Annotated in this window: 27 protein-coding genes; 21 read left to right on the top strand and 6 right to left on the bottom strand. The window is 74.0% G+C overall.

All coding sequences use genetic code 11. The features are described 5' to 3' along the window. Position 1 precedes the first annotated feature (1 nt). The 10 genes from fabG (at position 2) to H0H10_RS30135 (ending at position 9,631) form a co-directional block, all read left to right on the top strand. Positions 2 to 748: a 3-oxoacyl-ACP reductase FabG gene (fabG, locus tag H0H10_RS30180; RefSeq protein ID WP_188184317.1), complete on the top strand. Its 747-nt coding sequence runs from the start codon at positions 2 to 4 to the stop codon at positions 746 to 748. An 89-nt stretch (positions 749 to 837) separates the two neighbouring features. Continuing rightward, positions 838 to 1,542: a 2-hydroxychromene-2-carboxylate isomerase gene (locus H0H10_RS30175; RefSeq protein ID WP_188184316.1), complete on the top strand. Its 705-nt coding sequence runs from the start codon at positions 838 to 840 to the stop codon at positions 1,540 to 1,542. Next, positions 1,523 to 2,404: an alpha/beta fold hydrolase gene (locus tag H0H10_RS30170; protein WP_188184315.1), complete on the top strand. Its 882-nt coding sequence runs from the start codon at positions 1,523 to 1,525 to the stop codon at positions 2,402 to 2,404. The genes H0H10_RS30175 and H0H10_RS30170 overlap by 20 nt, the downstream gene beginning before the upstream one ends. Next, entirely contained in the window at positions 2,401 to 4,344 is a 1,944-nt protein-coding gene (locus H0H10_RS30165; protein WP_188184314.1) for an enoyl-CoA hydratase/isomerase family protein, read from the top strand. Before H0H10_RS30170 ends, H0H10_RS30165 begins: the two co-directional genes overlap by 4 nt. Positions 4,345 to 4,387: 43 nt before the next feature. Then, positions 4,388 to 4,705, top strand: a complete 318-nt coding sequence (locus tag H0H10_RS30160; RefSeq protein ID WP_188184313.1) for a DUF6059 family protein — start codon at positions 4,388 to 4,390, stop codon at positions 4,703 to 4,705. Next, on the top strand, positions 4,702 to 5,259 hold the full coding sequence (locus H0H10_RS30155; RefSeq protein WP_188184312.1) for a sigma-70 family RNA polymerase sigma factor: 558 nt from the start codon (positions 4,702 to 4,704) through the stop codon (positions 5,257 to 5,259). The genes H0H10_RS30160 and H0H10_RS30155 overlap by 4 nt, the downstream gene beginning before the upstream one ends. A gap of 4 nt (positions 5,260 to 5,263) precedes the next feature. Next, on the top strand, positions 5,264 to 5,830 hold the full coding sequence (locus H0H10_RS30150; protein WP_188184311.1) for a DUF5134 domain-containing protein: 567 nt from the start codon (positions 5,264 to 5,266) through the stop codon (positions 5,828 to 5,830). Between the two features lie 29 nt (positions 5,831 to 5,859). After that, positions 5,860 to 6,480 carry a TetR/AcrR family transcriptional regulator gene (locus tag H0H10_RS30145; protein WP_188184310.1) on the top strand — a complete coding sequence of 207 codons (621 nt, stop codon included), beginning with the start codon at positions 5,860 to 5,862 and terminating at the stop codon, positions 6,478 to 6,480. A gap of 325 nt (positions 6,481 to 6,805) precedes the next feature. Beyond that, positions 6,806 to 7,312 carry a metallophosphoesterase family protein gene (locus H0H10_RS30140; protein WP_188184309.1) on the top strand — a complete coding sequence of 169 codons (507 nt, stop codon included), beginning with the start codon at positions 6,806 to 6,808 and terminating at the stop codon, positions 7,310 to 7,312. A 348-nt stretch (positions 7,313 to 7,660) separates the two neighbouring features. Beyond that, on the top strand, positions 7,661 to 9,631 hold the full coding sequence (locus H0H10_RS30135; RefSeq protein WP_188184308.1) for an elongation factor G: 1,971 nt from the start codon (positions 7,661 to 7,663) through the stop codon (positions 9,629 to 9,631). Between the two features lie 60 nt (positions 9,632 to 9,691). Here the strand turns inward: H0H10_RS30135 and H0H10_RS30130 are convergent, their stop codons facing one another. Continuing rightward, on the bottom strand, positions 9,692 to 10,945 hold the full coding sequence (locus H0H10_RS30130; RefSeq protein WP_188184307.1) for a YncE family protein: 1,254 nt from the start codon (positions 10,943 to 10,945) through the stop codon (positions 9,692 to 9,694). Between the two features lie 164 nt (positions 10,946 to 11,109). Between H0H10_RS30130 and H0H10_RS30125 the strand changes: the two genes are divergently transcribed. Then, positions 11,110 to 11,778 (top strand): TetR/AcrR family transcriptional regulator, encoded by a 669-nt coding sequence (locus tag H0H10_RS30125; protein ID WP_188184306.1) that lies wholly within the window; start codon positions 11,110 to 11,112, stop codon positions 11,776 to 11,778. Between the two features lie 25 nt (positions 11,779 to 11,803). Here the strand turns inward: H0H10_RS30125 and H0H10_RS30120 are convergent, their stop codons facing one another. Continuing rightward, positions 11,804 to 12,169 (bottom strand): nuclear transport factor 2 family protein, encoded by a 366-nt coding sequence (locus tag H0H10_RS30120; RefSeq protein ID WP_188184305.1) that lies wholly within the window; start codon positions 12,167 to 12,169, stop codon positions 11,804 to 11,806. 114 nt (positions 12,170 to 12,283) lie between these two features. After that, positions 12,284 to 14,038, bottom strand: a complete 1,755-nt coding sequence (locus H0H10_RS30115) for an ABC transporter ATP-binding protein (protein ID WP_188184304.1) — start codon at positions 14,036 to 14,038, stop codon at positions 12,284 to 12,286. A 193-nt stretch (positions 14,039 to 14,231) separates the two neighbouring features. Here H0H10_RS30115 and H0H10_RS30110 point away from each other — a divergent pair, with 193 nt between their 5' ends. From H0H10_RS30110 to H0H10_RS30085, 6 genes are all read left to right on the top strand, one after another. After that, the gene (locus tag H0H10_RS30110) at positions 14,232 to 15,320 is read left to right on the top strand and encodes an S-(hydroxymethyl)mycothiol dehydrogenase (RefSeq protein WP_188184303.1); all 1,089 of its coding nucleotides are present in this window, start codon (positions 14,232 to 14,234) and stop codon (positions 15,318 to 15,320) included. After that, on the top strand, positions 15,317 to 15,949 hold the full coding sequence (locus H0H10_RS30105) for an MBL fold metallo-hydrolase (protein ID WP_188184302.1): 633 nt from the start codon (positions 15,317 to 15,319) through the stop codon (positions 15,947 to 15,949). Before H0H10_RS30110 ends, H0H10_RS30105 begins: the two co-directional genes overlap by 4 nt. A 118-nt stretch (positions 15,950 to 16,067) precedes the next feature. Beyond that, the gene (locus H0H10_RS30100; protein WP_188184301.1) at positions 16,068 to 16,982 is read left to right on the top strand and encodes an SDR family oxidoreductase; all 915 of its coding nucleotides are present in this window, start codon (positions 16,068 to 16,070) and stop codon (positions 16,980 to 16,982) included. Between the two features lie 301 nt (positions 16,983 to 17,283). Further along, complete coding sequence (locus H0H10_RS30095; protein ID WP_188184300.1) at positions 17,284 to 17,979, top strand: L,D-transpeptidase family protein; 696 nt, start codon at positions 17,284 to 17,286, stop codon at positions 17,977 to 17,979. Positions 17,980 to 18,077: 98 nt separating this feature from the next. Next, positions 18,078 to 18,263 carry a hypothetical protein gene (locus H0H10_RS30090; protein WP_188184299.1) on the top strand — a complete coding sequence of 62 codons (186 nt, stop codon included), beginning with the start codon at positions 18,078 to 18,080 and terminating at the stop codon, positions 18,261 to 18,263. Positions 18,264 to 18,319: 56 nt separating this feature from the next. After that, positions 18,320 to 19,144, top strand: a complete 825-nt coding sequence (locus tag H0H10_RS30085) for an EamA family transporter (RefSeq protein WP_188184298.1) — start codon at positions 18,320 to 18,322, stop codon at positions 19,142 to 19,144. Between the two features lie 26 nt (positions 19,145 to 19,170). On the opposite strand, the gene H0H10_RS30080 is transcribed toward H0H10_RS30085, so the two are convergent. After that, complete coding sequence (locus tag H0H10_RS30080; protein WP_188184297.1) at positions 19,171 to 20,541, bottom strand: S1 family peptidase; 1,371 nt, start codon at positions 20,539 to 20,541, stop codon at positions 19,171 to 19,173. A gap of 227 nt (positions 20,542 to 20,768) precedes the next feature. On the opposite strand from H0H10_RS30080, the gene H0H10_RS30075 reads away from it, so the two are divergent. After that, complete coding sequence (locus H0H10_RS30075; RefSeq protein ID WP_188184296.1) at positions 20,769 to 21,980, top strand: MalY/PatB family protein; 1,212 nt, start codon at positions 20,769 to 20,771, stop codon at positions 21,978 to 21,980. An 11-nt stretch (positions 21,981 to 21,991) separates the two neighbouring features. Continuing rightward, positions 21,992 to 22,375, top strand: a complete 384-nt coding sequence (locus tag H0H10_RS30070) for a PPOX class F420-dependent oxidoreductase (RefSeq protein WP_188184295.1) — start codon at positions 21,992 to 21,994, stop codon at positions 22,373 to 22,375. Positions 22,376 to 22,382: 7 nt separating this feature from the next. Here the strand turns inward: H0H10_RS30070 and H0H10_RS30065 are convergent, their stop codons facing one another. Next, positions 22,383 to 22,796, bottom strand: coding sequence for a Zn-ribbon domain-containing OB-fold protein (locus H0H10_RS30065; protein WP_188184354.1), 414 nt, complete (start codon positions 22,794 to 22,796; stop codon positions 22,383 to 22,385). Positions 22,797 to 22,991: 195 nt separating this feature from the next. Here H0H10_RS30065 and H0H10_RS30060 point away from each other — a divergent pair, with 195 nt between their 5' ends. Further along, positions 22,992 to 23,828, top strand: a complete 837-nt coding sequence (locus tag H0H10_RS30060) for an ATP-grasp domain-containing protein (protein ID WP_188184294.1) — start codon at positions 22,992 to 22,994, stop codon at positions 23,826 to 23,828. 19 nt (positions 23,829 to 23,847) lie between these two features. Continuing rightward, on the top strand, positions 23,848 to 24,336 hold the full coding sequence (locus H0H10_RS30055; RefSeq protein ID WP_188184293.1) for a flavin reductase family protein: 489 nt from the start codon (positions 23,848 to 23,850) through the stop codon (positions 24,334 to 24,336). On the opposite strand, the gene H0H10_RS30050 is transcribed toward H0H10_RS30055, so the two are convergent. Then, positions 24,321 to 26,687, bottom strand: a complete 2,367-nt coding sequence (locus H0H10_RS30050) for a SpoIIE family protein phosphatase (protein WP_188184353.1) — start codon at positions 26,685 to 26,687, stop codon at positions 24,321 to 24,323. The genes H0H10_RS30055 and H0H10_RS30050 overlap by 16 nt on opposite strands. Positions 26,688 to 26,781: the final 94 nt, after the last annotated feature.

Here is a 26,781-nt window from a genome sequence, read left to right as displayed (position 1 = left end):
CATGCCCGCACCCGACCGTCCCGTCGCCCTGGTCAGCGGCGGATCACGGGGCATCGGCCGCGCCGTCGTGGAACGGCTCGCCGAGACCGGCCACGACGTGGCGTTCTGCTACCGCGGCCGGAGCGACGCCGCCGAGGAGACCGCGGAGGCGGCCGGAAAGACCGGTGCCCGGATCCTGCCCGTCCAGGCGGACGTCACCGACGCCGGGGCCGTCCGCGCCTTCGTCGCCGCCACCGAGCAGGACCTCGGCCCGATCACCACCGTCGTCGGCTGCGCCGGCGTCATCCGGGACAAGCCCCTGCTGATGATGGGCGACGACGACTGGCGCGAGGTCGTCGACACCAACCTCAACGGCACCTACAACCTCTGCCGCGCCGTCGCCTTCCCGCTGTTGAAGCGCCGGGCCGGCAGCATCGTCACCCTGTCGTCCGTCAGCGGCCTGTACGGCAACGAGGGGCAGGCCAACTACGCGGCCACCAAGGCCGGGATCATCGGCTTCACCAAGTCCCTCGCCAAGGAACTCGGCCGCCACGGCGTCCGCGCCAACGTGGTCGCCCCCGGCTTCATCTCCACCGACATGACCGCCCAGTTGCCCGAGAGCGCTGCCGAACGCATGCGCGCCCGCATCGCGCTCGGCCGGTTCGGCGGCCCCGAGGAAGTGGCCGACCTGGTGGCCTTCCTGGTGTCGGAGCGGGCCGCGTACATCACCGGGCAGGTCTTCGCCGTCGACGGCGGCATCTCCCTGTGAGTTGGGCGGCGCGAGCCGCCCCTAGCCCGGCGCCGCGAGGCGGCCCCGGCACCGAACCCGACCGCACACAGCCCCGGAAGGCGAGGGCGATGACCACGAGGAAGACCTTCTACTTCTCCCTGCGCAGCCCCTACTCCTGGCTGACCCACCGCGAACTGACCACACGCCGTCCCGACGTCGCGGCCGCCCTGGAGTGGGTGCCCTACTGGGAGCCCGACGCGTGGAGCGAACGGCTCCTCGCCGGGACCGGAGACACCTTCGTCTACACGGCCATGTCACGCCCCAAGCACTTCTACATCCTCGCCGACGTGCGCAGGCTCGCCACCGCCCGCGGCCTGGAGGTCACCTGGCCGGTGGACCGGAAACCCGTGTGGGAGGTCCCGCACCTGGCCTACCTCGCAGCCCAACGCCACGGCCGCGGCGCCGACTTCGCCGACCGCGTCTACACCGCCCGCTGGCTGGAGGGCCGGGACATCTGCGACCCCGCCACCATGGCCGCCATCGGCAAGGAGATGGGCCTCGACCCCGGTGAACTCGCCGGCGCCGCCGACGACCCCGCACTGCGCGAGGAGGGCGCACGGGCCCTGCGCCGAGCCGTCCACGACGGTGTGTTCGGGGTGCCGTACTTCATCCACGGCCACGACAAGTACTGGGGACTGGACCGCCTCGACGCCTTCCTCGGCGCCCTCGACGGCCGCACGGACGGCGACCCGGAGCCCCGTGCGCAGCGGCTTCCCGAACCCGACCCGGAAACCCGAGGAGGTGATCTCGGCCATGGCGGGGGGTGCGGCTGACACCACGGCGCCCGCGTCCGCGGGCGCCGCCGGCACCACGGTCGAGGCCGGCGGATGGGTCTTCGGCTGGCACCGGCGCGGGACCGGCGACCCGGTCGTCCTGCTGCACGGGCTGCTCACCGACAGCCGGGTCTGGGAGCCCGTCACGGCCGGGCTGGCCGCGACCCGGACGACCGTCGCCGTCGACGCGCCCGGGCACGGCCTGGCGCCGCCGCGCACGTCCCCGTACACCCTGGAGGAGGAGGTCGACCGGCTCGCGGACGCCTACCGAGGAGAGATGGGGGAGCGGCCCGCCGTGTGGGTGGGCCACTCCATGGGCGGCATGAAGTGCTGGCGCATGGCCCTGCGGCACCCGGCGCTCGTCTCCGCCCTGGTCCTGGTGGACACCCGCCCCGACGAGGAACCGGAGAACACCAGGCGGCCCTTCGAGGCGATGGTCGAGGCCGTGCTCGCGGACGGCATGAGCCCCGACCTCGCGGCCATGGTCGCCCGGCTCAACTTCCGCCGCGACTTCCTCACCAGCGAGACCGCGCGGCGGTGGACCGAGCACTTCACCACGCTCACCGGCGACCGCATCGAACACGCCTGCCACTCCGTCTACCGGCGCGGCGACATCACCGGCCGGCTGCCCGAGATCGACGTCCCCGTGCTCGTGGTCCACGGCGCCGACGACGTCCCCATCCGGCTGCCCGTCGTACGCGCCTACACCGCGCGCATGCCCGGCGCCAGGCTCGTGGTGCTGCCCGCCACGGGGCACACCCCACCGCTCGAACGCCCCGCCGAACTCCTGGACGCCATCCGCGCGTTCCTGTCCGACCCGACCGTGTCCCCCCGGACCCCCGCCGCGCAGGAGACCCCGTGACCACCCAGCGACCCGCGGTCCGCGAGACCGTCACCACCCCCCGGCCGCGCGACGTCCGGCTGCCGGACGGCGCGGGCACCCTGTCACTGATCACCCTCGACAACGGACTGCCGCCGCTCGGCCCCGCCATGCGGCCCACCACCTTCGGCCCCGAGGGCCTCGACCGGCTGGACACCGTGCTCGACGAGGCGGCGGCCCGGGCCAGGGCCGGGGAGATCACGGCGGTCGCGGTCACCGGCACCGCGTTCATGTTCAGCACCGGCGCGGATCTCGCGCTCGCGGCCGGCGTCACCGACCGCGAGGAGGCGGCGCGCACCCTGCGCCGCGGCCACCAGGTCTTCCGCCGCCTGGGCGAACTGCCCGTGCCGAGCTTCGCGTTCCTCAACGGCGTCACCATCGGCGGCGGCCTGGAACTCGCGCTGCACTGCAGCTACCGCACGCTCTCGCGCGGCGCCCCCGTCGTCGCCCTCCCCGAGTGCTCGCTCGGCCTCGTCCCGGCCTGGGGCGGTGCCTGGCTGGCGCCCCGGCTGCTCGGCCCCGACAAGGCCGTCACGCTGATGCTGGAGCACCCGCTGTCCGCCCGCCGCATGCTCACCGCCACCGAGGCCCACGCCCTCGGCCTGGCCGACGTCCTGCTGGAGCCCTCCCGGTTCCTGGACCGCTCGCTGGCCTGGGCCGCCGGCGTCCTGCGCGGGCGGCACACCGTCACCCGGCCCGCGCCGGAGGACTTCGCCGGCCAGTGGGACGACGCGCTGGCCCGCGGCGCCGACCTGGTCGAGACCCGCACCCACGGCGTCCTCCCGGCGCCCCGCCGCGCCCTGGAACTGCTCGAACTCGGCAGGACCGCCGCACGCGAGGAGGTTTTCACCGCCGCCGAACAGGCCGCCGCCGACCTGTTCGTCACCCCCGAGTTCCACTCCAGCCTCTACGCCTTCCAGCTCACCCAGAAGCACGCCGAGACGCATCCCGCACGCCCCGACCTCCGCCTGGCCCGGCCGGTGCGGAGCATCGGCGTCGTCGGCGACGGCGAGGACGGCCTGCGACTGGCCGCCCTGCTGCTGGAGAAGCTGCGCGTACCGGTCGCCGTCTGCGTCCCCGACCCGGCCGCCCGCGACGCCGCGACCGCCGGACTGCGCCGCCTCCTCGACGAGGCCGCCGCCTCCGGCCGCCTCACCGCGGCGGACGCCCGGTGGTGCGCCGAGCGCGTCACCGGCGGCACCACCGCGGACGTCGTCGCGGACGCCGGCGCCCTCGTCGCCGCGCTGCCCGGCGGACGGTCCGGTGCGGACGACACCGTGCTGCGGCAGGCCGAGGGCGTCGTCCCGGACGACTGCGTGCTCCTCGTCGCCGACGGCCGCACGGTCGCCGACGTGGCAGCCGGGCTCAAGGACCCCGGCCGGGTGGCCGGCCTGCGGCTGCCCGCCGCGGCGTCCGCGCCGGGCGCGGTGGAGCTGACCCGCGCCGGGGCCACCGACGCCGCGTACGCCACCGCGGGCGCCCTCGCCGCCCGGCTCGGTCCGCCCTGCCTGCCGGTCGGTGATCACCCCGGGTCCGTGGCCGACCGGCTCCGGAGCACCTTCCTGGGCGCGCTGCTCGACCGCGCCCGCGAGGACGACCTCGACACGGTCTGCGCACCGCTCGCCCTGCCGACGCCGCCGAGCACGGTGCTCCGGCGGCTGCGCCGGACCGGCAGCCCGGTCCGCCCGGCGACGCCTTCCACCACCACCGCCCCGGACGCGCTCGACCACGCCCTGGCAGCCCTCGCCCGCGACATCGGCGCGCTCGTCGCCGACGGCGTGCTGACCGGACCCGCCGACGCCGACCTGATGCTCCTGGCGAGCGGCGAGTGGCCCTTCCACCTGGGCGGCGTCACCCCGTACCTGAACCGGTCCGGCATCGCCGCACGCGCCACGGGAGGCGTGCTGGGGGAGCGGAGGTGACCGGCCGCCGACAGCAGCGGCGCGCCCCGGGCGGATGAGGGGCGTGCTGCTCTGGCGCTACCGGGCGATCGTCCTGCTGGACGGACTGTGGCGGGCGCTGACCGCGTACGGCGGCTTCTGGGTCGCCCCGGGCCATCCGGAGTACACCGAGTTCGTCCTGCGGCCCGGCGACCCGCCGCCGGGCCACCCGGAGCGCCCGGGCGCGGGGATCCCGCTGAGCGCGCAGGAGCGCGCCCTCGAACGCCGTCTGTACGCCTCCGGCGGCGACCGGGCCACCGCAGGCCCGGCACCCGAGGACCGCGGCAGCAAGCGGAAGCGGTTTCCGCCCGGCCACGAGCACCGACCGAGAGGAACGCCGTGACGAACACCGACCGGCTGACCCGCGACACGCACGCGACCCGGCTGGCACTCGCCGCCCGCGACGGCGACACGGACGCCGCCGAGCGCTTCGTCCGCTCACTGCACCGCGACGTATGGCGCTTCGTGGCCCACCTCAGCCGTGACCCGCAGGCCGCCGACGACCTGACGCAGGAGACCTTCCTGCGCGCACTCGGTGCCCTCCGCCGCTTCCAGGGCCGCTCGTCCGCGCGGACCTGGCTGCTGGCCATCGCACGGCGTGCCGTCGTCGACAGCAGCCGGTACGCGGCGACCCGGCCGCGCCTGTACGCCGTTCCCGACTGGGAGTCGATGGCGGAACGCGCCCAGCCGCGCGGACTGCCCGGCTTCGACGACGGCATCGCCCTGGGCCAGCTGCTCGACACCCTGCCCGAGGAACGACGCGAGGCGTTCGTCCTCACCCAGCTGCTGGGCCTGCGCTATGCCGAGGCCGCGCGGGTCAGCGGCTGCCCCGTGGGGACCGTCCGGTCCCGGGTGGCGCGGGCGCGGGCCGCCCTCATCGAGGACCTGGAGGACTGACGGCATGCATCACGGGGCACTGTCCGGGTTCCCCGGCTGGCTGCTCGCGGCCCTGTGCGCGGCCGTCGGCGCCTACTGCCTGCTCCGCGTGCGCACGGGGCCCCGGGCGGAGCGCGCCGAGATGACGGGGGACGCTCTGATGGGCTTCGGCATGGCGGTGATGGCGCCGCCCTCGCTCATGGCCGTCCTGCCCGGCTGGAGCGGTGCGGTGTTCGGGATCGTCTTCGGCGCCGTCGGCCTGGCCGCGCTGACGTTCCCACGTCCACTGCACCAGCGTCTGCACCACTCGGTCGGCGCGCTGGCGATGGTCTACATGGCGTTCGCCATGCCGACCGGGGGACACGGGTCCGGCACGGCGCACGGGGCCCACATGGCCGGCCTCGGCGTGCCGGTGCTGACCGGCGCCCTGCTCGCCTACTTCGCCGTCTACGTCCTGTACACCGGGGCCACGCTCGTGGCCGCGGGCCCCGCGGACGTCCCCGGGGCGGTCCCGCGGTCCGGGGTGCTCCTGAGCCGCGCCTGCCGGGTCGCGATGGCGGTGGCCATGCTCACGATGCTCGCGGCGCTCTGACCACCGGGCCGTCCACCAGGGGAAGGACCATGGAAGCGACCACACCGGCAGCGGCGGGCGGCAGACGCAGGCAGGCCCGCGGTGAGCGCCGGACCGCGCAACTGCTGGACGCGGCGGCCGTCGTGTTCTGCAGGTCCGGCTATGCGGCGGCCGGCATGAACGCCATCGCACGGGAAGCGGGCGTCTCTCCCGGCACGCTGTACCAGTTCTTCCCCGACAAGGCGACGCTCGCGGCCCGGCTGGGGGAGCGTCTGCTGCGGCAGCTGGCCGAGGTGCGCGGCCGGCCGGTCGCCGACGCGTCCCTGCCGCTGGAGGCGATGCTGGACGCCCTCCTCGACCCGATCGTCGAGTTCAGCCTCCGCAATCCCGTGTTCACGGTGCTGGTCCACGGCCCCGACGGGCCGGGCGGCATCCCCATGGCCCTGCGCGGACAGCTCGAAGAGATGATCGCCCTGTGGGCCCCCGCACTGCCCGGCGCACAACGCGTGCGCGTCGCCACCACGGCGTTCGCCGTCCTCAGCGCCGGCCTGTCCCTCGTGGCCCACCACGAGGGCGCCGAACGGACCGCATACACAGCCGAGCTGAAGGCAGCCCTGACCCGCTACCTCGCCCCCGTGACCGACACCTCACCCCGGCCGAAGCACCGCTGACACCGCCCGCGCCCCCGGCAGCCTGCCGGGACCTGGGCACGCAAGCCGTTCGGCTCACGCCCACCGCGGGGCGGCCCGCGCTCCGGCGTCACGCTCCAGTTCCCGCCGCCGGAAGCGGCGTCCGCGGCAGAGCTGCCGGTCGTACGCCGCGTCCCCGGCAGCCTGCCGGGGCTTGGGCGCGGAGGCGGTTCGGCTCACGCTCACCGCGCGGCTCGCCTGGCGTTGGCACGGTCGCGGGCGCGCGGGGAGGCAGGGGTGGCGGGCGGCGCCGGGGCCGGAGACGGACCCGGTGCCGCCGTCCTGCCGCTGCCTCTACGCTGGCCGTGTGCGCCTGCTGCTCATGTCCGACACCCATCTGCCGAAGCGGGCGAAGGAACTGCCGCCACCGCTGCTGGCGGAGATCCCGCGCGCCGACGTCGTCCTGCACGCGGGGGACTGGGTCGACACGGCCACCCTCGACCTGCTGGAGAGCCGCAGCCGCCGCCTCGTCGGCGTCTACGGCAACAACGACGGCCCCGAGCTGCGCGCCCGGCTGCCCGAGGTGGCCCGCGCCGACCTCGGCGGCCTGCGCTTCGGCGTCGTCCACGAGACCGGCCCCGCCCAGGGGCGCGAGGCGCGCTGCGCCCACCGCTTCCCCGACCTGGACGTCCTGGTCTTCGGCCACAGCCACATCCCCTGGGACACCACGGCCGACAGCGGCCTGCGCCTGCTGAACCCCGGGTCCCCGACCGACCGGCGCCGTCAGCCGTACTGCACGTACATGACCGCCACCGCCGCCGACGGCCGGCTCACGGACGTCGAGCTCCACCGGCTGCCGCGGCGCCCGGCATGACCCGGGCCGCTCCGTACTGACGGAAGCGGCCCGGTCGCTGCGAGTGTGCGATGTCACGGCCTCCTTCCGGTCTTTGACAGGAGTGGCGTCGAGGCCGCGCGGGCCTCGTCCGTCGACCGCCGCCTACCCCTTCCGGCCCGGCTCACACATCCTCTTCCGCATCCTCTTCCACGCGTTTTCGCCCGCCCGGCACGCGCGGCCGGCCGGCGGTTAATCCGTTGCGCCCGCCGGCGCGCCTCTGCTGCACTGCACGGCACAAGCCGCCGGAATCCCGAGGAGCAGCAATGCGCGCACCGTTCATGTCCCCCCAGGAAGGAACCCCTCTCTCTTCGAAGGACATGACACTCCGTGCACATGCTCAACCTGGGAATTCTCGCGCACGTCGACGCAGGTAAGACCAGCCTGACCGAGCGGCTGCTGCACGCGGCCGGCGTGATCGACGAGATCGGCAGCGTCGACGCCGGAAGCACGCGGACCGACACGCTCGCGCTGGAACGGCAGCGCGGCATCACCATCAAGTCCGCCGTCGTCTCGTTCCCCCTCGACGGCGTGACGGTCAACCTCATCGACACCCCCGGCCACCCGGACTTCATCGCCGAGGTGGAACGGGTGCTCGGCGTCCTGGACGGCGTCGTGCTGGTCGTCTCCGCCGTGGAGGGCGTGCAGGCGCAGACCCGCGTCCTGATGCGCACGCTGCGCCGCCTGGGCATCCCGACCCTCCTCTTCGTCAACAAGATCGACCGCCGTGGCGCGCGCTACGAGGACGTGTTGCGCTCCGCCGCCGAGCGGCTCGCCGTGCCCACCGTGCCGATGGGCACGGCCACCGGACTCGGCACACCCGGCGCCCGCTTCGTCCCGGAACTCGGCCCGGCCGCCCTGGAGGCCCTCGCCGACCGCGACGACACCCTGCTGTCCGCCTACGTCGAGGGCACCGTCACCGACGACCTGCTCCGTGCCGCCCTCGTCGCACAGACCCGGCAGGCCCTCGTGCACCCCGTCTACGCCGGCTCCGCCGTCACGGGCGCGGGCACCGACGCCCTGCTGGCCGGCATCAGGGAGCTGCTGCCCCCGGCGGACGGCGACCCCGGCGGCCCGGTCTCCGGCACCGTGTTCAAGGTCGAGCGGGGCCCGGCGGGGGAGAAGATCGCGTACGCGCGGATGTTCACCGGCACCCTGCGCGTCCGCGACCGGATCCCGTTCGGCGAGGCCGGCACCGAGGGCAAGGTCACCGCGATCAGCGTCTTCGACCACGGCACCGACGTCGTACGGGACGAGGTGCCGGCCGGCCGGATCGCCCGGCTGTGGGGCCTGGCCGACGTCAGGATCGGCGACGCGCTCGGCGCACCCCGCGGGGCGGGCGGGCACTTCTTCTCCCCGCCCACCCTGGAGACCGTCGTCCTCCCCGGCCCGGACGTGGACCGGCGGGCCCTGCACCTCGCCCTCACCCGGCTGGCCGAACAGGACCCGCTGATCGGCCTGCGCCACGACGAGGTGCGCCAGGAGATCTCCGTGTCCCTCTACGGGGAGGTCCAGAAGGAGGTCGTCCAGGCCACGCTCGCCGACGAGTACGGACTCGACGTCGGCTTCCGCGAGACCACGCCGCTGTGCGTCGAGCGGCCGGCCGGCACCGGGGCCGCCGTCGAGTTCAACAAGAAGGACCCGAACCCGTTCCTCGCGACCGTCGGCCTGCGCGTCGATCCCGCGCCGGTGGGCGCGGGCGTCGCCTTCCGGCTGGAGGTGGAGCTGGGCTCCATGCCGTACGCCTTCTTCAAGGCCGTCGAGGACACCGTGCGGGAAACCCTCGGCCAGGGCCTGTACGGCTGGCGGGTCACCGACTGCACGGTCACCCTGACCCACTGCGGCTACTCGCCCCGGCAGAGCCACGCCCACCAGGGCTTCGACAAGAGCATGTCCTCCACCGGCGCCGACTTCCGCGGCCTGACCCCGCTGGTGCTCGTCGAGGCCCTGCGCCGGGCGGGTACGCGGGTCCACGAGCCGATGCACCGCTTCCGGATCGAGGCCCCGGCCGACACCCTCGGCGCCCTCCTGCCGGTGCTGGCCGCCGCGGGGGCCGTGACGCGGACGACGGCGACCCGGCGGAGCCTGTGCGTCCTGCACGGCACGGTGCCCGCGGCCCGCGTGCACGGGCTGGAGCAGCGGCTGCCGGGGCTCACCCGGGGCGAGGGCGAGCTGGAGAGCGCCTTCGACCACTACGCGCCCGTCCGCAACGGAGCCGTGCCGCGCCGGCCGCGCACCGACCACAACCCGCTGAACCGCAGGGAGTACCTGCTCAACGTCACGCGCAGGGTCGGTGGCTGACGGCCGGCCGCCGTGGCCCCGTCCCGGGCCACGGCCCTCCCCGGCGGTCGCCGGGCCGTCTCAGCCGACCGCCGGGCCCGTCCAGTCCGCCGCCACATGGCCGAGGCGGACACGCTGGGGGTGGTCGCCGACCGCGACGGACACCGTCTTCTCGCCCGTGGCGAAGTCGATGGCCGTGACCTGGTCGGCACCGCTCTCGGAGACCACGCAGTGCCGGCCGTCGCCGCTGACCGTGGCCCAGTACGGCTTGGCCGCGGTGACGAGCGGACCCTCCTGGAGTGTCGTCCGGTTCACGACCGTCGCGTAGTCGTCCATCGTGCCCGCGACACAGAGCTTGGCGCCGTCCGGGCTCATGGAGATGCCGTGGTGCCGTGAGTCGTTGACCCAGGTGGTGCGGTCCTCGCTGGTGGCGGGGTTCTTCGGCAGCGTCTTGGTGCGGGTGATGCGGTCGGTGGCGATGTCGTACTCGAAGAAGCCGTTGAAGAACGACACCTGGAAGTACAGCTTCGACTCGTCGGGCGAGAACACGGCCGGTCGCACGGCGTCGGAGCGGTCGCCGAGGCCGATCGCGTCGAGACGCTGACGCATGTCGATCACCTTGACCTGCTCGTACGTCGTCGCGTCCACGACGGTGATGCGCCGGTCGCCCTTCGTCCAGTCCAGCCAGGGCGCGTCGAGCGCGGTGTTCACCTCGCCGATGGACATGTTCCAGATGTACCTGCCGTCGGCGGTGAAGATGTTCTCGTGCGGCTTGTCACCCGTGCGGAACGAGCCGAGCTGCTTCCCCGACTCGATGTCCAGGACGTGCACCGTGTTGGAGGTCGAGGCCGACACCGCGACCCGGGTGCCGTCGGGGGAGACCGCCATGTGGTCGGAGCGGTAGCCCGAGACCGGGAACCGCCAGTTCAGGCGCCCGGTGGCGAGGTCGATGGACACGACGTCGGCGAAGCTCGGCCGGGAGACGACCACCGAGCCGCCGTCCGGCGTGGAGTACATGTCGTCGACGAACTGGTCGTGGCCCTCGCCGACGCTGTTGCGGATGGCCTGGAAGTAGATCCACCTGATCGGGTCGGCGTTGATCTCGGCGAGCCGCTGCGCCTTGTCGGGGATCACGTCGATCCGGCCGATCCTCGCGAAGTCGCCGGTGGACTCGATGACGTCGGCGGTGCCGTCCCAGTTGTTGCCGACGAACATCACCTCGCGCAGCGCGGCGGAGGAGTCCTCGGACGCGGTGGCGGCGGTCGCGGGGGCCGCGACGGTGAGGGCGAGGGCGGCGGCCACGGAGCAAAGGTGCCTGGATCTGCGGACAGGCATGACTGCTCTCCTGACGGGAGTGGGGGAAGGGCGGGAAATCTGAACACAGCCGCTTTCAGAGTGAACTTACTGCAAAGTAAGGAAGGGTCGCCCTTCTCCACAAGACCGCGTACACGACAAAATCAGCCGTGCGGCGGGTCGTCCGGGCGTGGAAGGGGGAGCGGATGGCGGGCAGGCTCAGGGCGCCGACCGGCCGCTACGGCGGCAAGTCCGCCGCGCAGCGACAGGCCGAGCGGCGGACCCGCTTCCTGGACGCCGCGCTCGGGCTGTTCGGCGGCTCCCCCGGCTACCGCGCCACCACCGTCGCCGCCCTCAGCGAGGCCGCCGGCCTGTCCACCCGCCAGTTCTACGAGGAGTTCCGCACCCTGGAGGACGTGCTCTCCGCCCTCCACCTCCAGGTCAACGCCTGGGCCGAGGAGGCCGTCCTGGCCGCCGCGGCGGGCGCGCGGGACCTGCCGCTCACCGAACGAGCCGCCGCGATCTTCCGCGCCTACGCCGCCGACGTCACCGGCGATCCGCGCCGCATCCGCATCGCCTTCGTGGAGATCGTCGGCGTCAGCCCCCGCCTGGAGGAACAGCGACTGGCCCGCCGCGCCTGCTGGATCGACCTCATCTGCGCCGAGGCCCGGACGGCCGTCGCCCGCGGGGAGGCGGCGCCCCGTGACTACCGCCTGGCCGCCACCGCGTTCATCGGCAGCGTCAACGGCCTGCTCCACGACTTCAGCGCCGGGTGGGTGGACGCGACGCTGGACGAGGTCGTCGACGAACTGGTCCGACAGCTCGTGGGCATCCTCCGTCCCCCGGGCTGGAGTGCGGGCGCCCCGGCGCGCTGAGTGCCCGTGCCTCCTCCGTGTCCGTTCACTCGTCCCAGGCCTGGATCGTGGTCTGCTCGACGATCTTGCCGTTCCTGAGCGACATCATCGACTCGGCGAGCACGCGGATCCCGTCGGGGTACGCGCACGACTCGGTGAACGCGGCGGTGTCGCCCTGCACGACACAGCGCTCCAGCTTGTGCGTCATGTCGCGGCTGTAGACGTCGTCGAGCATCTCGGCGATCTCGTCGCGGCCGTGCAGGACCTTGGGGTTGCTGGGCTGGGCGTAGCGGTCCACGATGCGGATCTCCGCGTCGTCCGCGTAGAGCGACAGGAGGGTCTGCGCCGTCTCTCCCTCGATGCCCCGGCGCAGCGTTTCGGTGTCGAAGCCGGGGCCTGCGGTGGTGCCCATGACGACCTCCTTCGAAGGCCGCGGCCCGACGGGGACACGGGCCGCTGGGGGCCTCTCCTTCCGAGGCTCCTCCGCCCCGGCGCGTCCGGCAAGCGTGGGCGCCGGAACGCCCGCTCAGCCGCCCGTGGCCAGGAACTGGGTCGCCGCCAGTTCGGCGTACAGCGGGTCGGAGGTCACGAGTTCCCGGTGCGTGCCGACCGCGCGGACGCGTCCGGCGTCCATGACGACGATCCGGTCGGCCGTCGTCACCGTGGACAGCCGGTGGGCGACGACCAGCACCGTCGTCGTCCGGGCCACGTCCGCGACGGTGTCGCGCAGCGCGGCCTCGTTCACCGCGTCGAGCTGCGAGGTGGCCTCGTCGAGCAGCAGCAGCCGGGGCCGGCGCAGCAGGGCCCGCGCGATGGCGACCCGCTGGCGTTCGCCGCCCGACAGCTTGGTGCCCCGATGCCCCACGAGGGTGTCGAGGCCGTGCGGCAGCCGGGCGACCAGGCCGTCCAGCCGTGACGTCTTCAGCACCCCGGCCAGCGTGTCCTCGTCCGCCTCGGCATTGCCCAGCAGCAGGTTGTCGCGCAGCGAGCCGGACAGCACGGGGGCGTCCTGCTCGACGTACCCGATCGCGGCCCGCAGTTCGGCCAGTTCCCAGTCCACCAGGCTCCGGCCGTCCAGCGTGATGTCCCCCGACTCCGGCTCGTAGAACCGTTCGATGAGGGAGAAGACCGTGGTCTTGCCCGCGCCCGACGGACCGACGAACGCCGTCATCCCCTGGGCCGGCACGTCGAACGTCACCCCGTGGTGGACGTACGGCAGGTCGTCGGCGTAGCGGAAACGGACGTCCCGGAAGGCGAGGGCGGCGGGCCGGACGCCGGGGGCCGGCAGCTCGGCGGGCCGGGCCGGCGGCTCGGCGGGCAGCCGCAGCGCCTCCTGGATGCGGGCGAGCGCCGCCGAACCGGTCTGGTACCGGGTGATCGCGCCGACGACCTCCTGTATCGGCGACATCAGGTAGAAGACGTACAGCAGGAACGCGACCAGGGTGCCGATGTCGATCGCGTCCGTCGCGACCCGTGCCCCGCCCACCGCGAGCACGGTGATGAACGCGATCTGCATGGCCAGCCCCGCCGTGTTGCCCGCGGCGGCCGACCACTTGGCGGCGCGTATGCTCTGCCGCCACGACTCCTCGGCGGCCTCGTGCAGCGTGCGCTCCTCGCGCGGCTCGGCACCCGACGCCTTCACCGTGCGCAGCGCGCCGAGCGTCCGCTCCAGCGCGGCGCCCATCACACCGACCGCGTCCTGCGCCTGCCGGCTCGCCCGGCTGATGCGCGGCACGATCAGGCCCAGCACCGTCCCCGCGCCGAGGATCACCGCGAGCGTGACCCCGAGCAGCACCGGATCCACCAGGCCCATCATCACGACCGTCGCCAGCAGTGTCAGCCCTCCCGTGCCGAAGCCGACCAGGGAGTCGGTGGTGACCTCGCGCAGCAGGGTCGTGTCGGAGGTGATACGGGCCATCAGATCGCCCGGTTCGGTGCGGTCCACGGCCGCGATGCGCAGCCGCAGCAGATACGACGACAGGGAGCGCCGCGCGCCGAGCACCACCGACTCGGCGGTGCGCGCCAGCACGTACGAACCCACCGCCCCCAGCGCGGCGTTGGCGACCACCAGCCCCGACATCGCGAGCAGCGCGCCCGCGATGGCCCGGTCGTGCGCCAGGTCGTCGATCAACTCCCGGGCCACCAGCGGCAGCAGGAGGCCCGTGGCGCCGGTGACCAGCGAGAGCACGGCGCCCGCGAACAGCGCCCGCCGGTGCGGGCGGACGTAGGTCAGCAGCAGACGCCAGGCGGGCGGACCGGTCTGGGTCTCGGCGATGCTCACGAGGCTCCTTCGGCAGGCGGACGGGCAGACGGGCGCAGGGCCCAGGCTACGTCGGCGCCGTACGGCGAAGCCCGTCCTCTTGCGGCCGCGCGCGACCGCCACGCCGCCGGACCGCCCCGTCACGCGCCCCTTACCGATCAGTTGCGCGTAGGGTTCGGGGGAAGGCAGAACGGCCGAAGAAGGGGTCTGGACCATGGCGCAGGAAGTACGCGGCGTGATCGCACCGGGCAAGGACGAGCCCGTGCGGATCGAGACGATCGTCGTGCCCGATCCGGGGCCGGGCGAGGCCGTGGTGCGCGTCCAGGCCTGCGGCGTGTGCCACACCGACCTGCACTACAAGCAGGGCGGCATCAGCGACGACTTCCCCTTCCTGCTCGGCCACGAGGCCGCGGGTGTGGTGGAGTCGGTCGGCGAGGGCGTCACCGACGTCGCCCCCGGTGACTTCGTGATCCTCAACTGGCGCGCGGTGTGCGGCAAGTGCCGGGCGTGTCTGCGCGGGCGGCCCTGGTACTGCTTCGACACCCACAACGCCGAGCAGAAGATGACCCTCGCCTCGACCGGCCAGGAGCTCTCCCCGGCCCTGGGCATCGGCGCCTTCGCCGAGAAGACCCTCGTCGCCGCCGGACAGTGCACCAAGGTCGACCCGGCGGTCTCCCCGCAGGTGGCCGGACTGCTGGGCTGCGGCGTGATGGCCGGCATCGGCGCCGCGATCAACACGGGCAACGTCGGACGGGGCGACACCGTCGCCGTCATCGGCTGCGGCGGCGTCGGCGACGCGGCGATCGCCGGGTCCCACCTGGCCGGCGCGGCGAAGATCATCGCCGTGGACATCGACGACCGCAAGCTCGAGACAGCCCGCACCATGGGCGCCACTCACACCGTCAACTCCCGCGAGACCGACCCGGTCGAGGCGATCCGCGAACTGACCGGCGGCTTCGGCGCCGACGTCGTCATCGAGGCGGTCGGCCGTCCCGAGACCTACCGGCAGGCGTTCTACGCCCGCGACCTGGCGGGCACGGTCGTCCTGGTCGGCGTCCCCACCCCGGAGATGAAGCTGGAGCTGCCGCTGCTGGACGTCTTCGGACGCGGCGGCGCGCTGAAGTCCTCCTGGTACGGCGACTGCCTGCCCTCGCGCGACTTCCCGATGCTCATCGACCTCCACCTCCAGGGCCGCCTGGACCTGGCGAAGTTCGTCACCGAGACGATCCAGCTCGACGAGGTCGAGAAGGCGTTCGAGCGGATGCACGCCGGCGACGTCCTGCGCTCGGTGGTGGTCCTGTGACCACCGCCCGCATCGAACGCGTCGTCACCTCCGGCACGTTCAGCCTGGACGGCGGCACCTGGGACGTCGACAACAACGTCTGGCTGGTCGGCGACGACCACGAGGTGATCGTCATCGACGCCGCCCACGACGCCGACGCCATCGTCGCGGCCGTCGGGGACCGGCGGCTGAAGGGCATCGTGTGCACCCACGCGCACAACGACCACGTGAACGCCGCCCCCGCCCTCGCCGAGCGCACCGGCGCGGTCATCTGGCTGCACCGCGACGACCTGCCGCTGTGGCACCAGACCCACCCCGACCGGGACCCCGACGCCTGGCTGACCGACGGCCAGGTGATCGAGGCCGCCGGCGCCGACCTGACGGTCCTGCACACACCCGGGCACGCGCCCGGCGCCGTCTGCCTGTACGACCCCGGCCTCGGCACCGTCTTCACCGGCGACACCCTCTTCCAGGGCGGGCCCGGGGCCACCGGCCGCTCCTACTCCCACTTCCCGACGATCATCGACTCGATCCGCGACCGGCTCCTCGTCCTCCCGCCCGAGACGAAGGTCCTCACCGGCCACGGCGATGCGACCACCATCGGGGCCGAGGCCCCGCACCTGGAGGAATGGATCCAACGCGGCCACTGACCGGCGACGCGCACGACGCCTTCGGCGCCGGGCTCGAAGACGCCGGGAAAAGGCGACAGAAGATGTCCGGCTTCCCGGGCACCCTCGACGGTGGCAACGAGGAAATGGGAGGCCGGACATGTCACAACCACTTGCGGGCAAGGTCGCACTGGTCGCCGGGGCGACCCGGGGAGCCGGACGGGGCATCGCCGTCGAACTCGGCGCGGCCGGCGCCACCGTCTACGTCACCGGCCGCACCACCCGCGCCCGGCGCTCGGAGTACGACCGCCCCGAGACCATCGAGGACACCGCCGACCTGGTCACCGAGGCCGGCGGCCACGGCATCGCCGTACCCGCCGACCACCTCGACCCCGCGCAGGTCCGCGCGCTCGTCGACCGCATCGCCCGCGAGCAGGACCGCCTCGACGTCCTGGTCAACGACATCTGGGGCGGCGAGAACCTCTTCGAGTGGGACAGGCCGGTCTGGGAGCACGACCTCGACAAGGGGCTGAGGCTCCTCCGGCTCGCCGTCGAGACGCACGCCGTCACCAGTCACCACGCCCTGCCCCTGCTGCTGCGCCGGCCCGGCGGACTGGTGGTCGAGGTCACCGACGGCACCGACGACTACAACCGCGACCACTACCGGAACTCCTTCTTCTACGACCTCGCCAAGACGTCGGTCCTGCGCATGGCCTTCGCACTCGGCCACGAACTCGGGCCGCGCGGCGCGACCGCCGTCGCCCTCACCCCGGGCTGGCTGCGCTCGGAGATCATGCTCGACCACTTCGGCGTGACGGAGGACACCTGGCGCGACGCCCTGGACCGCGTCCCCCATTTCGCCATCTCCGAGACACCGCGCTACGTCGGCCGTGCCGTCCGCGCGCTCGCCGCCGACCCCGACGTGGCCCGCTTCAACGGCCGCTCCCTGTCCAGCGGCTCCCTCGCCCGGGAGTACGGCTTCACCGACCTCGACGGCAGCCGCCCGGACGCCTGGCGCTACATCGTCGAGGTCCAGGACCCGGGCAAACCGGCGGACGTGACGGGTTACCGGTAACGGCGACGAGCCGGACACGCCCGTCCTCGGGGCGCCGCCAAGGCGGGCCTCGCCTCTTTGGGGTCCGCGTCAACCTGGTGGCGCCGGGCACGGTGCGGACCTCCGCCCGGGAGGGGCGGTCCACGAAGCCGGAGGCGCCCCCTGACGGAGCGGGCGCACGGTGTGAAATGTCACTGTTCGGTCGCGGCCCGGGGTCGCGGGCAACCGATTCCGTCCCCCATCGGTCTAGCAGGCAGGGAACGCACCGCGTGCCAACCTTCCGGACATTTCCACCCCTTCGACGCGAAAGGCCGACGGGCTCATGGGGGACACACGCCGACGGGGAGCCGTCGCACTCGGGATCACCGCGCTGGTGACACCGCTCACGTTCGTACTCGGTGCCGCTCCCGCGCAGGCGGCGAGCTGCACCACACAGACCGGGCCGTACCAGAAGAAGGTGGAGAAGTTCCTCGGCCGCCCGGTCGACGGCAGGCAGTCCGCCGCCGACTGCAAGGCGATCCGGGCCTTCCAGACCAAGCACGGCATCACACCGAACATCGGCTACGCCGGGCCCGTCACCTGGGGGGTGATGGACCTGATGCTCAAGCAGCGGGCGGTCGGGAAGAACCCCGGCAAGGACGGCAAGTGCCCGGTGAACAAGGGCCGCATCGCCTGCGTGAACCTCACCCTCCAGCTGAGCTGGATCCAGGACGGCAAGAAGCTCGTCTACGGCCCGGTGCCGGTCCGCACCGGCCGCAACGGTCATGAGACCCGCACCGGGCTGAAGAAGATCTACTGGCGCAACATCGACCACGTCTCGACCATCTACGACGTGCCGATGCCCTACAGCCAGTTCTTCGACGGCGGCCAGGCGTTCCACTCCGCCGGCGTCAGCATGTGGAACCCGCCGGGCTCGCACGGCTGCGTCAACATGACCAAGACCGACGCCAAGAAGTACTGGTCGCTGCTGAAGAAGGGCGACGACGTCTACGTGTACGGCCGCAAGCCGGGCACCTGACGGCTCCGGCGGGCGGGCCGTCGGACGTGATCAGTAACACGGTCTGATATGTCCGATTGGCTGGCGATTACTCACATCGTCTTCACGCCCGGCGCCGTATGCTTCACAGCATGTCCACCACTGTTGAACCCTGTTCCGAGCGATCGGCTGACGAGGTCAACGCGGAGATCCGGGCCCTGTGGCTCCGGTCGGGCGGGACACTGAGCGTCGAGCAGCGCGAGGAGTACCAGCGGCTCGTCCTGGAGTGGGCCGCCGCGGCCCCACAGTCGGCGAAGGCGGCCTGACCGGCGGCTGAGCCGCCTCGGCGCATCGGAGTCCCGGCCCGGGGCACCCCCATCGGATGGGTGCCCTTCTCGCACTGGCCTCCGCCGCCTGCTACGGCGTCGTCGATTTCGCCGGCGGCCTGCTGTCCCGGCGCGTCCACTTCGCCGCCGTCACCTTCCTCGGCCAGCTCGGCGGGCTCGCGCTCGCCCTCGGTGCCGCCCTCCTCGTGACCGCCGACGCCGTGCGCCCGGCCGACCTGCTGTGGGGCGCCCTGTCCGGCGCGGGCAGCGGCATCGCCATGCACTTCCTCAACCGGGGGCTGAGCCGCGGTGCGATGAGCGTGGTGGTGCCGGTGAGCGCCGTCACAGGGGTCGCGCTGTCCGTGCTGTGCGGCGTCCTGGTCCTCGGAGACCGGCCGCACGCCGTCGCCTGGCTGGGAATCCTCGTCACCATGCCCTCCCTCTGGCTGGTCTCCGGCGGCGGCACCGGCCCCCGTCCGGCCGTGGCGGACGGGCTCCTCGCCAGCGCCGGCGTAGCCGTCCAGTACCTCGGCCTCGGGCAGGCCGGCCCCGGCAGCGGGCTGTGGCCCGTGGCCGCCGGCCGGGTGGCCGCCGTGCTCCTGCTGCTCCCCGGTGCCGTACGGCACACCCGGCGGCTGCGGCTGCCGCCGCGCCGGTGCGCCGAGGCCCTCGTGATCGGCGCCGGTGCCGCCCTCGGACTGATCCTGTACCTGCTCGCCGCCCAGCGGCAGATGCTGTCGGTCGCCGTGGTGCTCGCCTCCCTCTATCCCGCGCTTCCCGTGATCCTGGGCCTGGCGCTCCTGCACGAGCGCGTCACCCGGCGGCAGGCGGCGGGTCTGATCGGCGCGGCGGCGGCCACCGTGCTGCTGACGCTGGGCTGAGCGGACCCACGCGGCGGCCCCGGCGCTCAGCCCCAGGTCGCCGAGTAGTACCGGCGGTAGACGCTGCGGTCCCGTTCCACGCGGATCCAGCGGGTGGCCACCAGCACGATCAGGCTGCCCGCGACGACCAGCAGACCGGGCCCGACGTTGCGGCGGTCCGCGAGACGCGACAGCAGCGTCGAGCCGTTGCCGCCCGTCACCGGCGCCGACGCCCCCGGCGACGCGGCACCCGCGGCGGCACCGCCACCGCCGGCCGCCGGCTGCGAGGGCGCGGGTCCCGGCCCGGCGTCCCCGGCCTCCGGCGAGACGATCAGCCGGACACCGAGCGACGCCAGCGCCTCCGTCACCGGCTGGAAGAACGTCGTGCCGCCCCCGGCGCAGTCGCCGCTGCCGCCCGAGGTCACACCGAGCGCCACGCCCTGCGAGAACATCGGCCCCCCGCTGTCCCCGGGTTCCGCGCACACATCCGTCTCGATCAGTCCGGTGACCGTGCCCTCCGGATAGTTCACCGTCGCGTCGAGCGCCGTCACCTGTCCGTCGCGCAGCCCGGTCGTGCTGCCGCTGCGGAACACCCGCTGCCCGACGGACGGTTGGCCCGCTCCCGTGATCCGCACCCCCTTGCCGCCGCCGACCGCCACCACGTCGGCGCCGTCCCCCGCCTCGCCGCCCGCGTACTGCACCAGGGAGAAGTCGTCGCCGGGAAAGCTCCCGGCGACCGTGCTCCCGACCTCCCGGCCGCCCTGTCCGTCGCCGAACCAGACCGACCCCGTGGGGCCGCAGTGACCGGCCGTGAGGATGAAGTCGCTGCTCCCGTCGGTCACGTTGAAGCCCGCCGAGCAGCGTCCCGCCGTCGACAGGATCGGCCGGGCGCCGTTCAGCCGCGTCGTGAACGCACCCTCCACGCGCTCCATGCGGACGAAGCCTCCGATGTCCCGCGCGACCCCGGTCAGCCGGGACCAGTCGGAGCCCGAGACGGTGCTGTCGCCCCGTACCACCACCTCGTTCGACCGGTAGTCGAGGGCCCATGCCGTCCCCGGCACCCGGGGAGCCGAACGCAGCGCCGACACCGCCGACTTCAGCTCCCGCATGCTGTGCCGTACGACCCTCGCCCCGGCGCCCGCGCGCCGCACCTCGCCGGCCGCGTCCTCGTCCGTGACCGCGACGACCGGCCGGCCGTCGGAGCCGACCCAGTGGCCCGCCGTACGGGCGTCGCCGAGCCGTGACACCAGGGCGGCGCCGGTGCCGGACGCCGGACGCGCCAGTGTGCGGGCGGCGGCGGACGCGTCGGGGGGTTCGCTCGCCACGGCCCGGGTGACCATCGTCCCCCCGAGGAGGAGTCCGCCGACGGCCGCCAGCCGTGCCACTCGCCGGACGATGTGTCGTCGTGCGTGCCTCATGCGTGCGCTCCCGGACCCGAACACGCGGCGTCGCCGCCGCGGGGCCCGCCGGACGCCGGGCACCCACCCTCCATACGGGACCCGCGGCGGCCGTGTTCACCCGGCCGGCGATCCCGAGCGGGCAGCGGCGGCCGGGCTCCGCCGCCGGCGGCCCGGGTGAGAAGGTCCGGTCCTACGCCTTCTCGGCGAGGTGCACACGAGCGTGCGCGGCCCCCTATCTTGTGGCCATGACGAGGATCCCGCATGAACCTCCCGGTGAACCCAACCCCCTGCGTGCGCTCACCCTCGACCGTCTGCGCCACCGCACGAGCATGAAGTGGCGCACCTACCCCGAGGACGTGCTGCCGCTGTGGGTGGCCGAGATGGACGTGCCGCTCGCCGAACCCGTGGTGCGCGCCGTCACCGAAGCACTGGAGCTCGGCGACACCGGCTACCCGTCCGGCACCGCCTACGCCGAGGCTCTGGCCGCCTTCGCGGGCAAACGGTGGGGCTGGGACGGCCTCGCCGTGGAACGCACCGCGGTCGTGCCCGACGTCATGCTCGGCGTCGTAGAGATGATCAAGCTGGTCACCGGGCCCGGGGACCCCGTGATCGTCAATCCGCCGGTGTACCCGCCGTTCTACCAGTTCGTGACCCACATGGACCGGCGAGTGGTGGAGGCACCCCTCGGCGCGGACCTGCGCATCGACCTGGACGTGCTGGAGGACGCCTTCCGGCGGTCCGTCGCCGGCGGGGGGCGGGCCGCCCACCTGCTGTGCAGCCCGCACAACCCGACCGGCACCGTGCACACCGCCGAGGAGCTGGCCGCCGTCGCGGCCCTCGCCGAGCGGTACGGCGTCCGGGTCGTCGCCGACGAGATCCACGCGCCGGTCGTGGCCGGCGGTGTGCGGTTCGTGCCGTATCTGAGCGTCCCCGGCGCCGAGCGCGGTCTGGCGCTGATGTCCGCGTCCAAGGGCTGGAACCTCGCCGGGCTCAAGGCGGCGCTCGCGCTCGCCGGGCCCGCTGCCGCGGCCGACCTGGCCAGGATGCCCGAGGAGGTCGGGCACGGGGCGAGCCACCTCGGCGTCATCGCGCACACGGCCGCCCTGCGCGACGGCACCGCCTGGCTGGACGCCCTGCTCGCCGGGCTGGACGACAACCGGCGGCTGCTGACCGGCCTGCTGGCCGAGCATCTGCCCGGCGTCGTCCACCACCCCGGGCAGGCGACCTACCTCGCCTGGCTCGACTGCCGTGCACTGGGCTTCGGCGACGACCCGGCCAAGGCGTTCCTCAGCCGCGGCCGGGTGGCCCTCAGCTCCGGAATCCCCTTCGGCACCGGTGGGGCCGGGCACGTACGGCTCAACCTGGCGGCCTCGCCGGAGGTGATCGAGGAGGGGGTACGGCGGATGGCGGCGACGCGGAACGGCACCCACGACGGTCCGCGGGAACAGCGGCCGTAGACTGGCCGGCCATGGACGAGGCATCCCTGACCCGGCTCGGCGCGGGCAAGTACCTGCTGGTCACCAGCTACCGCAGGAACGGCACGCCGGTCGCCACGCCCGTGTGGGTCGTGCGGGACGGGGACACGCTGGGCGTCTGGACGGCCGCCGCCAGCGGGAAGGTCAAGCGCATCCGCAACCGCCCCGACGTCCTGGTCGGCCCGTGCGACATGCGCGGCAACCCGACCGGCGAGCAGATCCCCGCCACCGCCACGATCGCCGACCCGGCCACCACCGCCCGCTACCGCCGGCTGATCGCCCGCAAGTACGGCGTCGTCGGCCGGCTCACCCTGCTCGGCAGCCGGCTGCGCCGGGGGCCGGCCGGCACCGTGGGCATCAGCATCCAGGCGGGCTGACGGGCTGTCAGGTCCAGGCCCGGTACGTCTCGTCGACCAGCTGGAAGACCGGCTCGCCCCGCACCGGGTCCTTGGCGGTGGACAGCCGCACCCGGTCGCCGCTGTGGATGCCGATGGGCGGCCCCATCACCCTCCCGCGCAGGACGAAACCCTCGGCCATCTCGATCAGGGACACGTTGCGCGCGGCCGGCGTGTTGCGGTGCACGACCGTGGAGTGGCGCACCGTCCCCGTGCCCTCGCTCCGTTCCGTCCGCAGGTCGCTGCCCCGGCACACCGGACACAGCAGCCGGTGGTACATGGCGGTGCCGCACCAGGTGCAGCGCTGGTAGAGGATGGCCTCGGTGTCCGGGGTCCCGGGGTCGAGCAGACCCGTCGCGGAGCCGGCCGTCTGCCGGGCCACGCTTCCTGAATGCTGGTACACGCTGGTCAACTCCCTGCGCTCGGCCGGAATCGCGCGTGCGCGGTGCGCCGTGCCACCGTGCACGACCACAGCGTATGGCACTGAGTGCCGCCCGTAAAGGCACTCAGTACCATCACTTCCGGGGGGCCGCACCGAGTGCCCTCGGCGGGGCGCGGCTCGCATACGATCACGTGCGACCAGCCCAGAGGAGTCCCCATGCCGTCCGCCCGCCCCCGCATCCTGTACGTCACCGACCTCGCCTACCAGGCGCGCGGGCGGCGCTACTGCGACGAGGACATCTTCCTGACCTCGCGCCTGCGTGAGGACTTCGACCTGGCGCTGTGTCACCCCCGGGACGCGGCCGCGCTGCTGGACGCCTTCGACGCCGTGGTCGTCCGCAACAGCGGCCCCGTCCTGGGCCACCGGGACGCCTACGACGCCTTCCGCGAGCGCGCGGCCGAGTGTGGCGCCCGCGTCTACAACCAGCTCACCGGCAGGGCCGACATGGCGGGCAAGCAGTACCTGCTGGACCTGACCGCGGCCGGCCACCCGGTCATCCCCACCGTCGACCGCCCGGAGGACCTGCACCGCCTGCCGGCGGCCGACCAGTACGTCGTCAAGCCGAAACTGGGCGCCGACTCCATAGGGCTGCGGATCGTGTCCGCGGACCGCGTGCGCGAGGCGGTGAGCGCCGAGGCCGGGGACGTCCTCGTCCAGCCCCGCGTCGACTTCGCCTACGAGGTCTCGTTCTACTTCGTCGACCACGACTTCCAGTACGCCCTGTACGCGCCGCACCCCGACCGGCGCTGGCAGCTGGAGCCCTACGAGGCCACCGCCGAGGATCTGGAGTTCGCCCGTCGGTTCATCGAGTGGAACGGCATCGACCACGGCGTCCAGCGTGTCGACGCCTGCCGCGCGCCCGGCGGCGAGCTGCTGCTCGTCGAGCTGGAGGACCTCAACCCGTACCTGTCGCTGGACGCCCTCGACGAGCCGGGCAGGGACGCCTTCGTCACCGCGTTGCGAAGCGCCCTGCGGCGCCTCCTGGCTGCCTGATCCGCCCCGTCTGCCTAGCATGGCGGACATGGAGGCGTTCCTCGGCCGGCTCGACCCGGACATGTGCGTGGTGACGGCCGCGGCGGGCGGGGAGCGGGCGGGCTGCCTCGTCGGGTTCGCCTCCCAGTGCTCCATCGAACCCGTGCGGTTCGTCGTATGGCTGTCCGAGGTCAACCGGACGTACCGGGTGGCGCGGTCCGCGGACGTCCTGGCCGTCCATCTGCTCGCCCGTGAACAGCGCGCTCTGGCGGAGCTGTTCGGCGGGCAGACCGGCGACCGGGTCGACAAGTTCCGGAGCGTGCGCCGGCGGCAGGGGTACGGCGGGGCCGTCGTACTGGAGGACGCCGAGTCGTGGTTCGTCGGCCGGGTGGTGCGGCGCGCGGGAGGGGGCGACCACACCGGCTTCGTCCTGGAGCCCGTCGAGTGGGGCGGGCGGGACACGCCCGGCCGGCCGCTGCTGAGGCTCAGCGATGCCCGCACCATCCGGCCCGGTCACCCGGTGGACTGACCCGCGTCCCCGGACCCGCCCCGGGCCCCGTCGTCCGGCACCTGGATGTCGAGGACGCAGACGTCGTCCCGCCGTTCCCCGTCCAGCATCGCGGCCAGGAGCCGTTCCAGGGAGGCCGGTTCGCCCGAGCGGTGGGCGGCGGACGCCGCGAGCCGCGCCAGACCGCGGTCGATGTTCTCCGGGGGCCTCTCGACCAGCCCGTCCGTGTACAGGATGAGGCGGTCTCCCGGCTCCAGAAGGCACTCCGCCTCCTCGTAGACCGGGGTGGTGCTCGCCCCGAGCAGCATGCCGCCCGGCCGGTCCAGGAAGCGCGCCTCGCCGTCGCGCAGCAGCAACGGCGGGGGATGCCCGGCCTGCGCCCACAGCAGACGGCGCCGGGCGGGATCGAAGCGGGCCAGGACCATGGTCGCGGTGCCGTGGGAGTCCCGGGAGTGCAGCAGCAGCGTGTTGAGCCGGGCCAGGGCGCCGGTCAGCGACGAACCCGTGATGACCATGCCCTTGGCGGTGAAGCGGAGCTGGGCCATGGTGGCGACGGCGTCCACGCCGTGACCGGCGACGTCGCCGACCACGAAGAGGGCGTCGCCGTCCGGCAGTTCTATGGCGCTGAACCAGTCGCCGCCGACCTGGAGTCCCGACTGCGCGGGCAGATAGGCGACCTCGACGCGCAGTCCGGCCGGCCGCACGGGCCGCTGGGGCAGCGGCAGGAGCGCGTGCTGCAGCCGGGCGGCCAGCGTCTGCTCGGCCAGCAGGACGTCGTGCTGCGTCAGTATCGCCTGTTCGCTCTCGACCAGCGCCAGTTCCACCCTGCGCCGCGCGGTCAGGTCCTGCACGAAGCCGTGCACCTCGACGGGCCGGCCGTCGGCGTCCGTCGCGGCCTCGGCGACGATCCGCAGATGCCGGACACCGGCCGGGGTCCGGGTGCGGAACGGGACGTCGCACGGCCTGCCCTCGCCCACCAGGGCGCGCAGGGCGCGGGCCAGCGCGGGCGCGTCGTCGGGCAGCGCGAGCCGGTCAAGGCCGGTGAGCGGGAGCGGGCCACGGGCGGGGTCCCGGCCGAGTATGGCGTAGACCTGGGCGGACCAGTCGGCCTCGTGGGTGACCAGGTTCCAGTCGGCCCAGCCGAGGTTGCCCAGTCGCTGCAGATCCGCCAGCCGCTGCCGCTGCCGGTCGGACGGGTCGTGCCGGATCCAGGCCAGCAGCAGCGCACCGTCCAGCGCCGTCACCCGCACCGAGTACATGGACGGCTCCGGGCCGGCCTCCGCCCCGGGGCAGCGGGACGACTCGGCCTCGTACGGCTCCCCGGTGGCCAGTGTGCGCAGGCAGCCCTGCCACAGCGGTTCGCCGGCCGCCGCCGGCAGGCACTCCAGGAGCCGCCGGCCGACCAGGCCGGCGGCGGTGCCGACGACGTCGCCGGCCCGCGGCGTCACGGCGTCGATCCGGAAGTCCCGCACCTTCCCGGAGGCCGCTCGTACCGGGGTGAGCAGCAACGCCGGCAGCGGCAGCGCGTCGAACACCTGCCGTACGGCGTCGGCGGCACCGCTCGCGTCGGGCCGCGGCGGGGGGTCGAAGGCGCGCAGGCGCCCGGCGCACAGCCGGGCGACGGCCCGCAGGTACGCGCGGTCGCCGGGCGTGAAGGATCCGCCGCGGCGGCGCAGGACCCCGAGGCACATCTCGGCCGGCCTTTCCGGCGGCAGGGGCAGCCAGGCCCGGGAGCGCCACGTCCCGGGCGGATCGCCGGCCGGCGGGCGCCCGCCGGCCCGCTCCCCGTGCTCCTGCCAGCGCGGTTCCCCGTTCCGCAGCGCGTTCAGCACCGACGTCCCGCCCGGCGTCGGTATCCGGTCCCACTCGGTGGCCGACGCGTCGTCGAGGCCGGCGTGCCCGGCCAGTACGGGAGGGCCCGAGACGGGCAGGGCGTGGAGCAGGACCGCGTCGGCGCCGACGTCCGGCCCCAGCCGCTCCAGCAGGCACCGGGCGAGTTCCCGGGGGGAGCCGACGCCGAGCAGGTCGCGGGCGAGGCGGGCGAGAGCGGGCGATGCGGCCTCCGGCGCGGAGGGCCGGCCGGCGGTGTCGTCGGACGCGGTCACCGCCGGATCCGGGGCGCCGGGCAGCGGCGGGATCAGCGTGCCGAGCGTGATCCAGCACTCCTCCAGCAGCGTGTGCCGCGCCGCCTTCGCCCGCTGCGTCAGCGTCTCGTGCGCGGCCTCGGCCGTGCCCCCGGTCAGCGCCATGACCGCGCCCTTGGCCCGCTCCACGACGGCGTTCGCCGCGGCCAGGTCGTGCAGCCGGTCCATCTCGGCACGCTGCCGGGCGACGACCTCGGCCGGCGTGGCCGCGCCGGAACCCGCCGGCATGGCGTGTTCGCTCGTCACGCGACGAGCATCGCACATGGACCGCATGCGTTGACCGGCTTTTCGTCACTCGATTCCCGGGGCCCCGGCGGAGCCG

It is taken from the genome of Streptomyces griseicoloratus, from assembly GCF_014534645.1.
Lineage (GTDB): Bacteria > Actinomycetota > Actinomycetes > Streptomycetales > Streptomycetaceae > Streptomyces > Streptomyces griseicoloratus.
The sequence above is the reverse complement of the archived record's forward strand: the minus strand, read 5'-3'. Positions and strand labels throughout refer to the sequence as shown.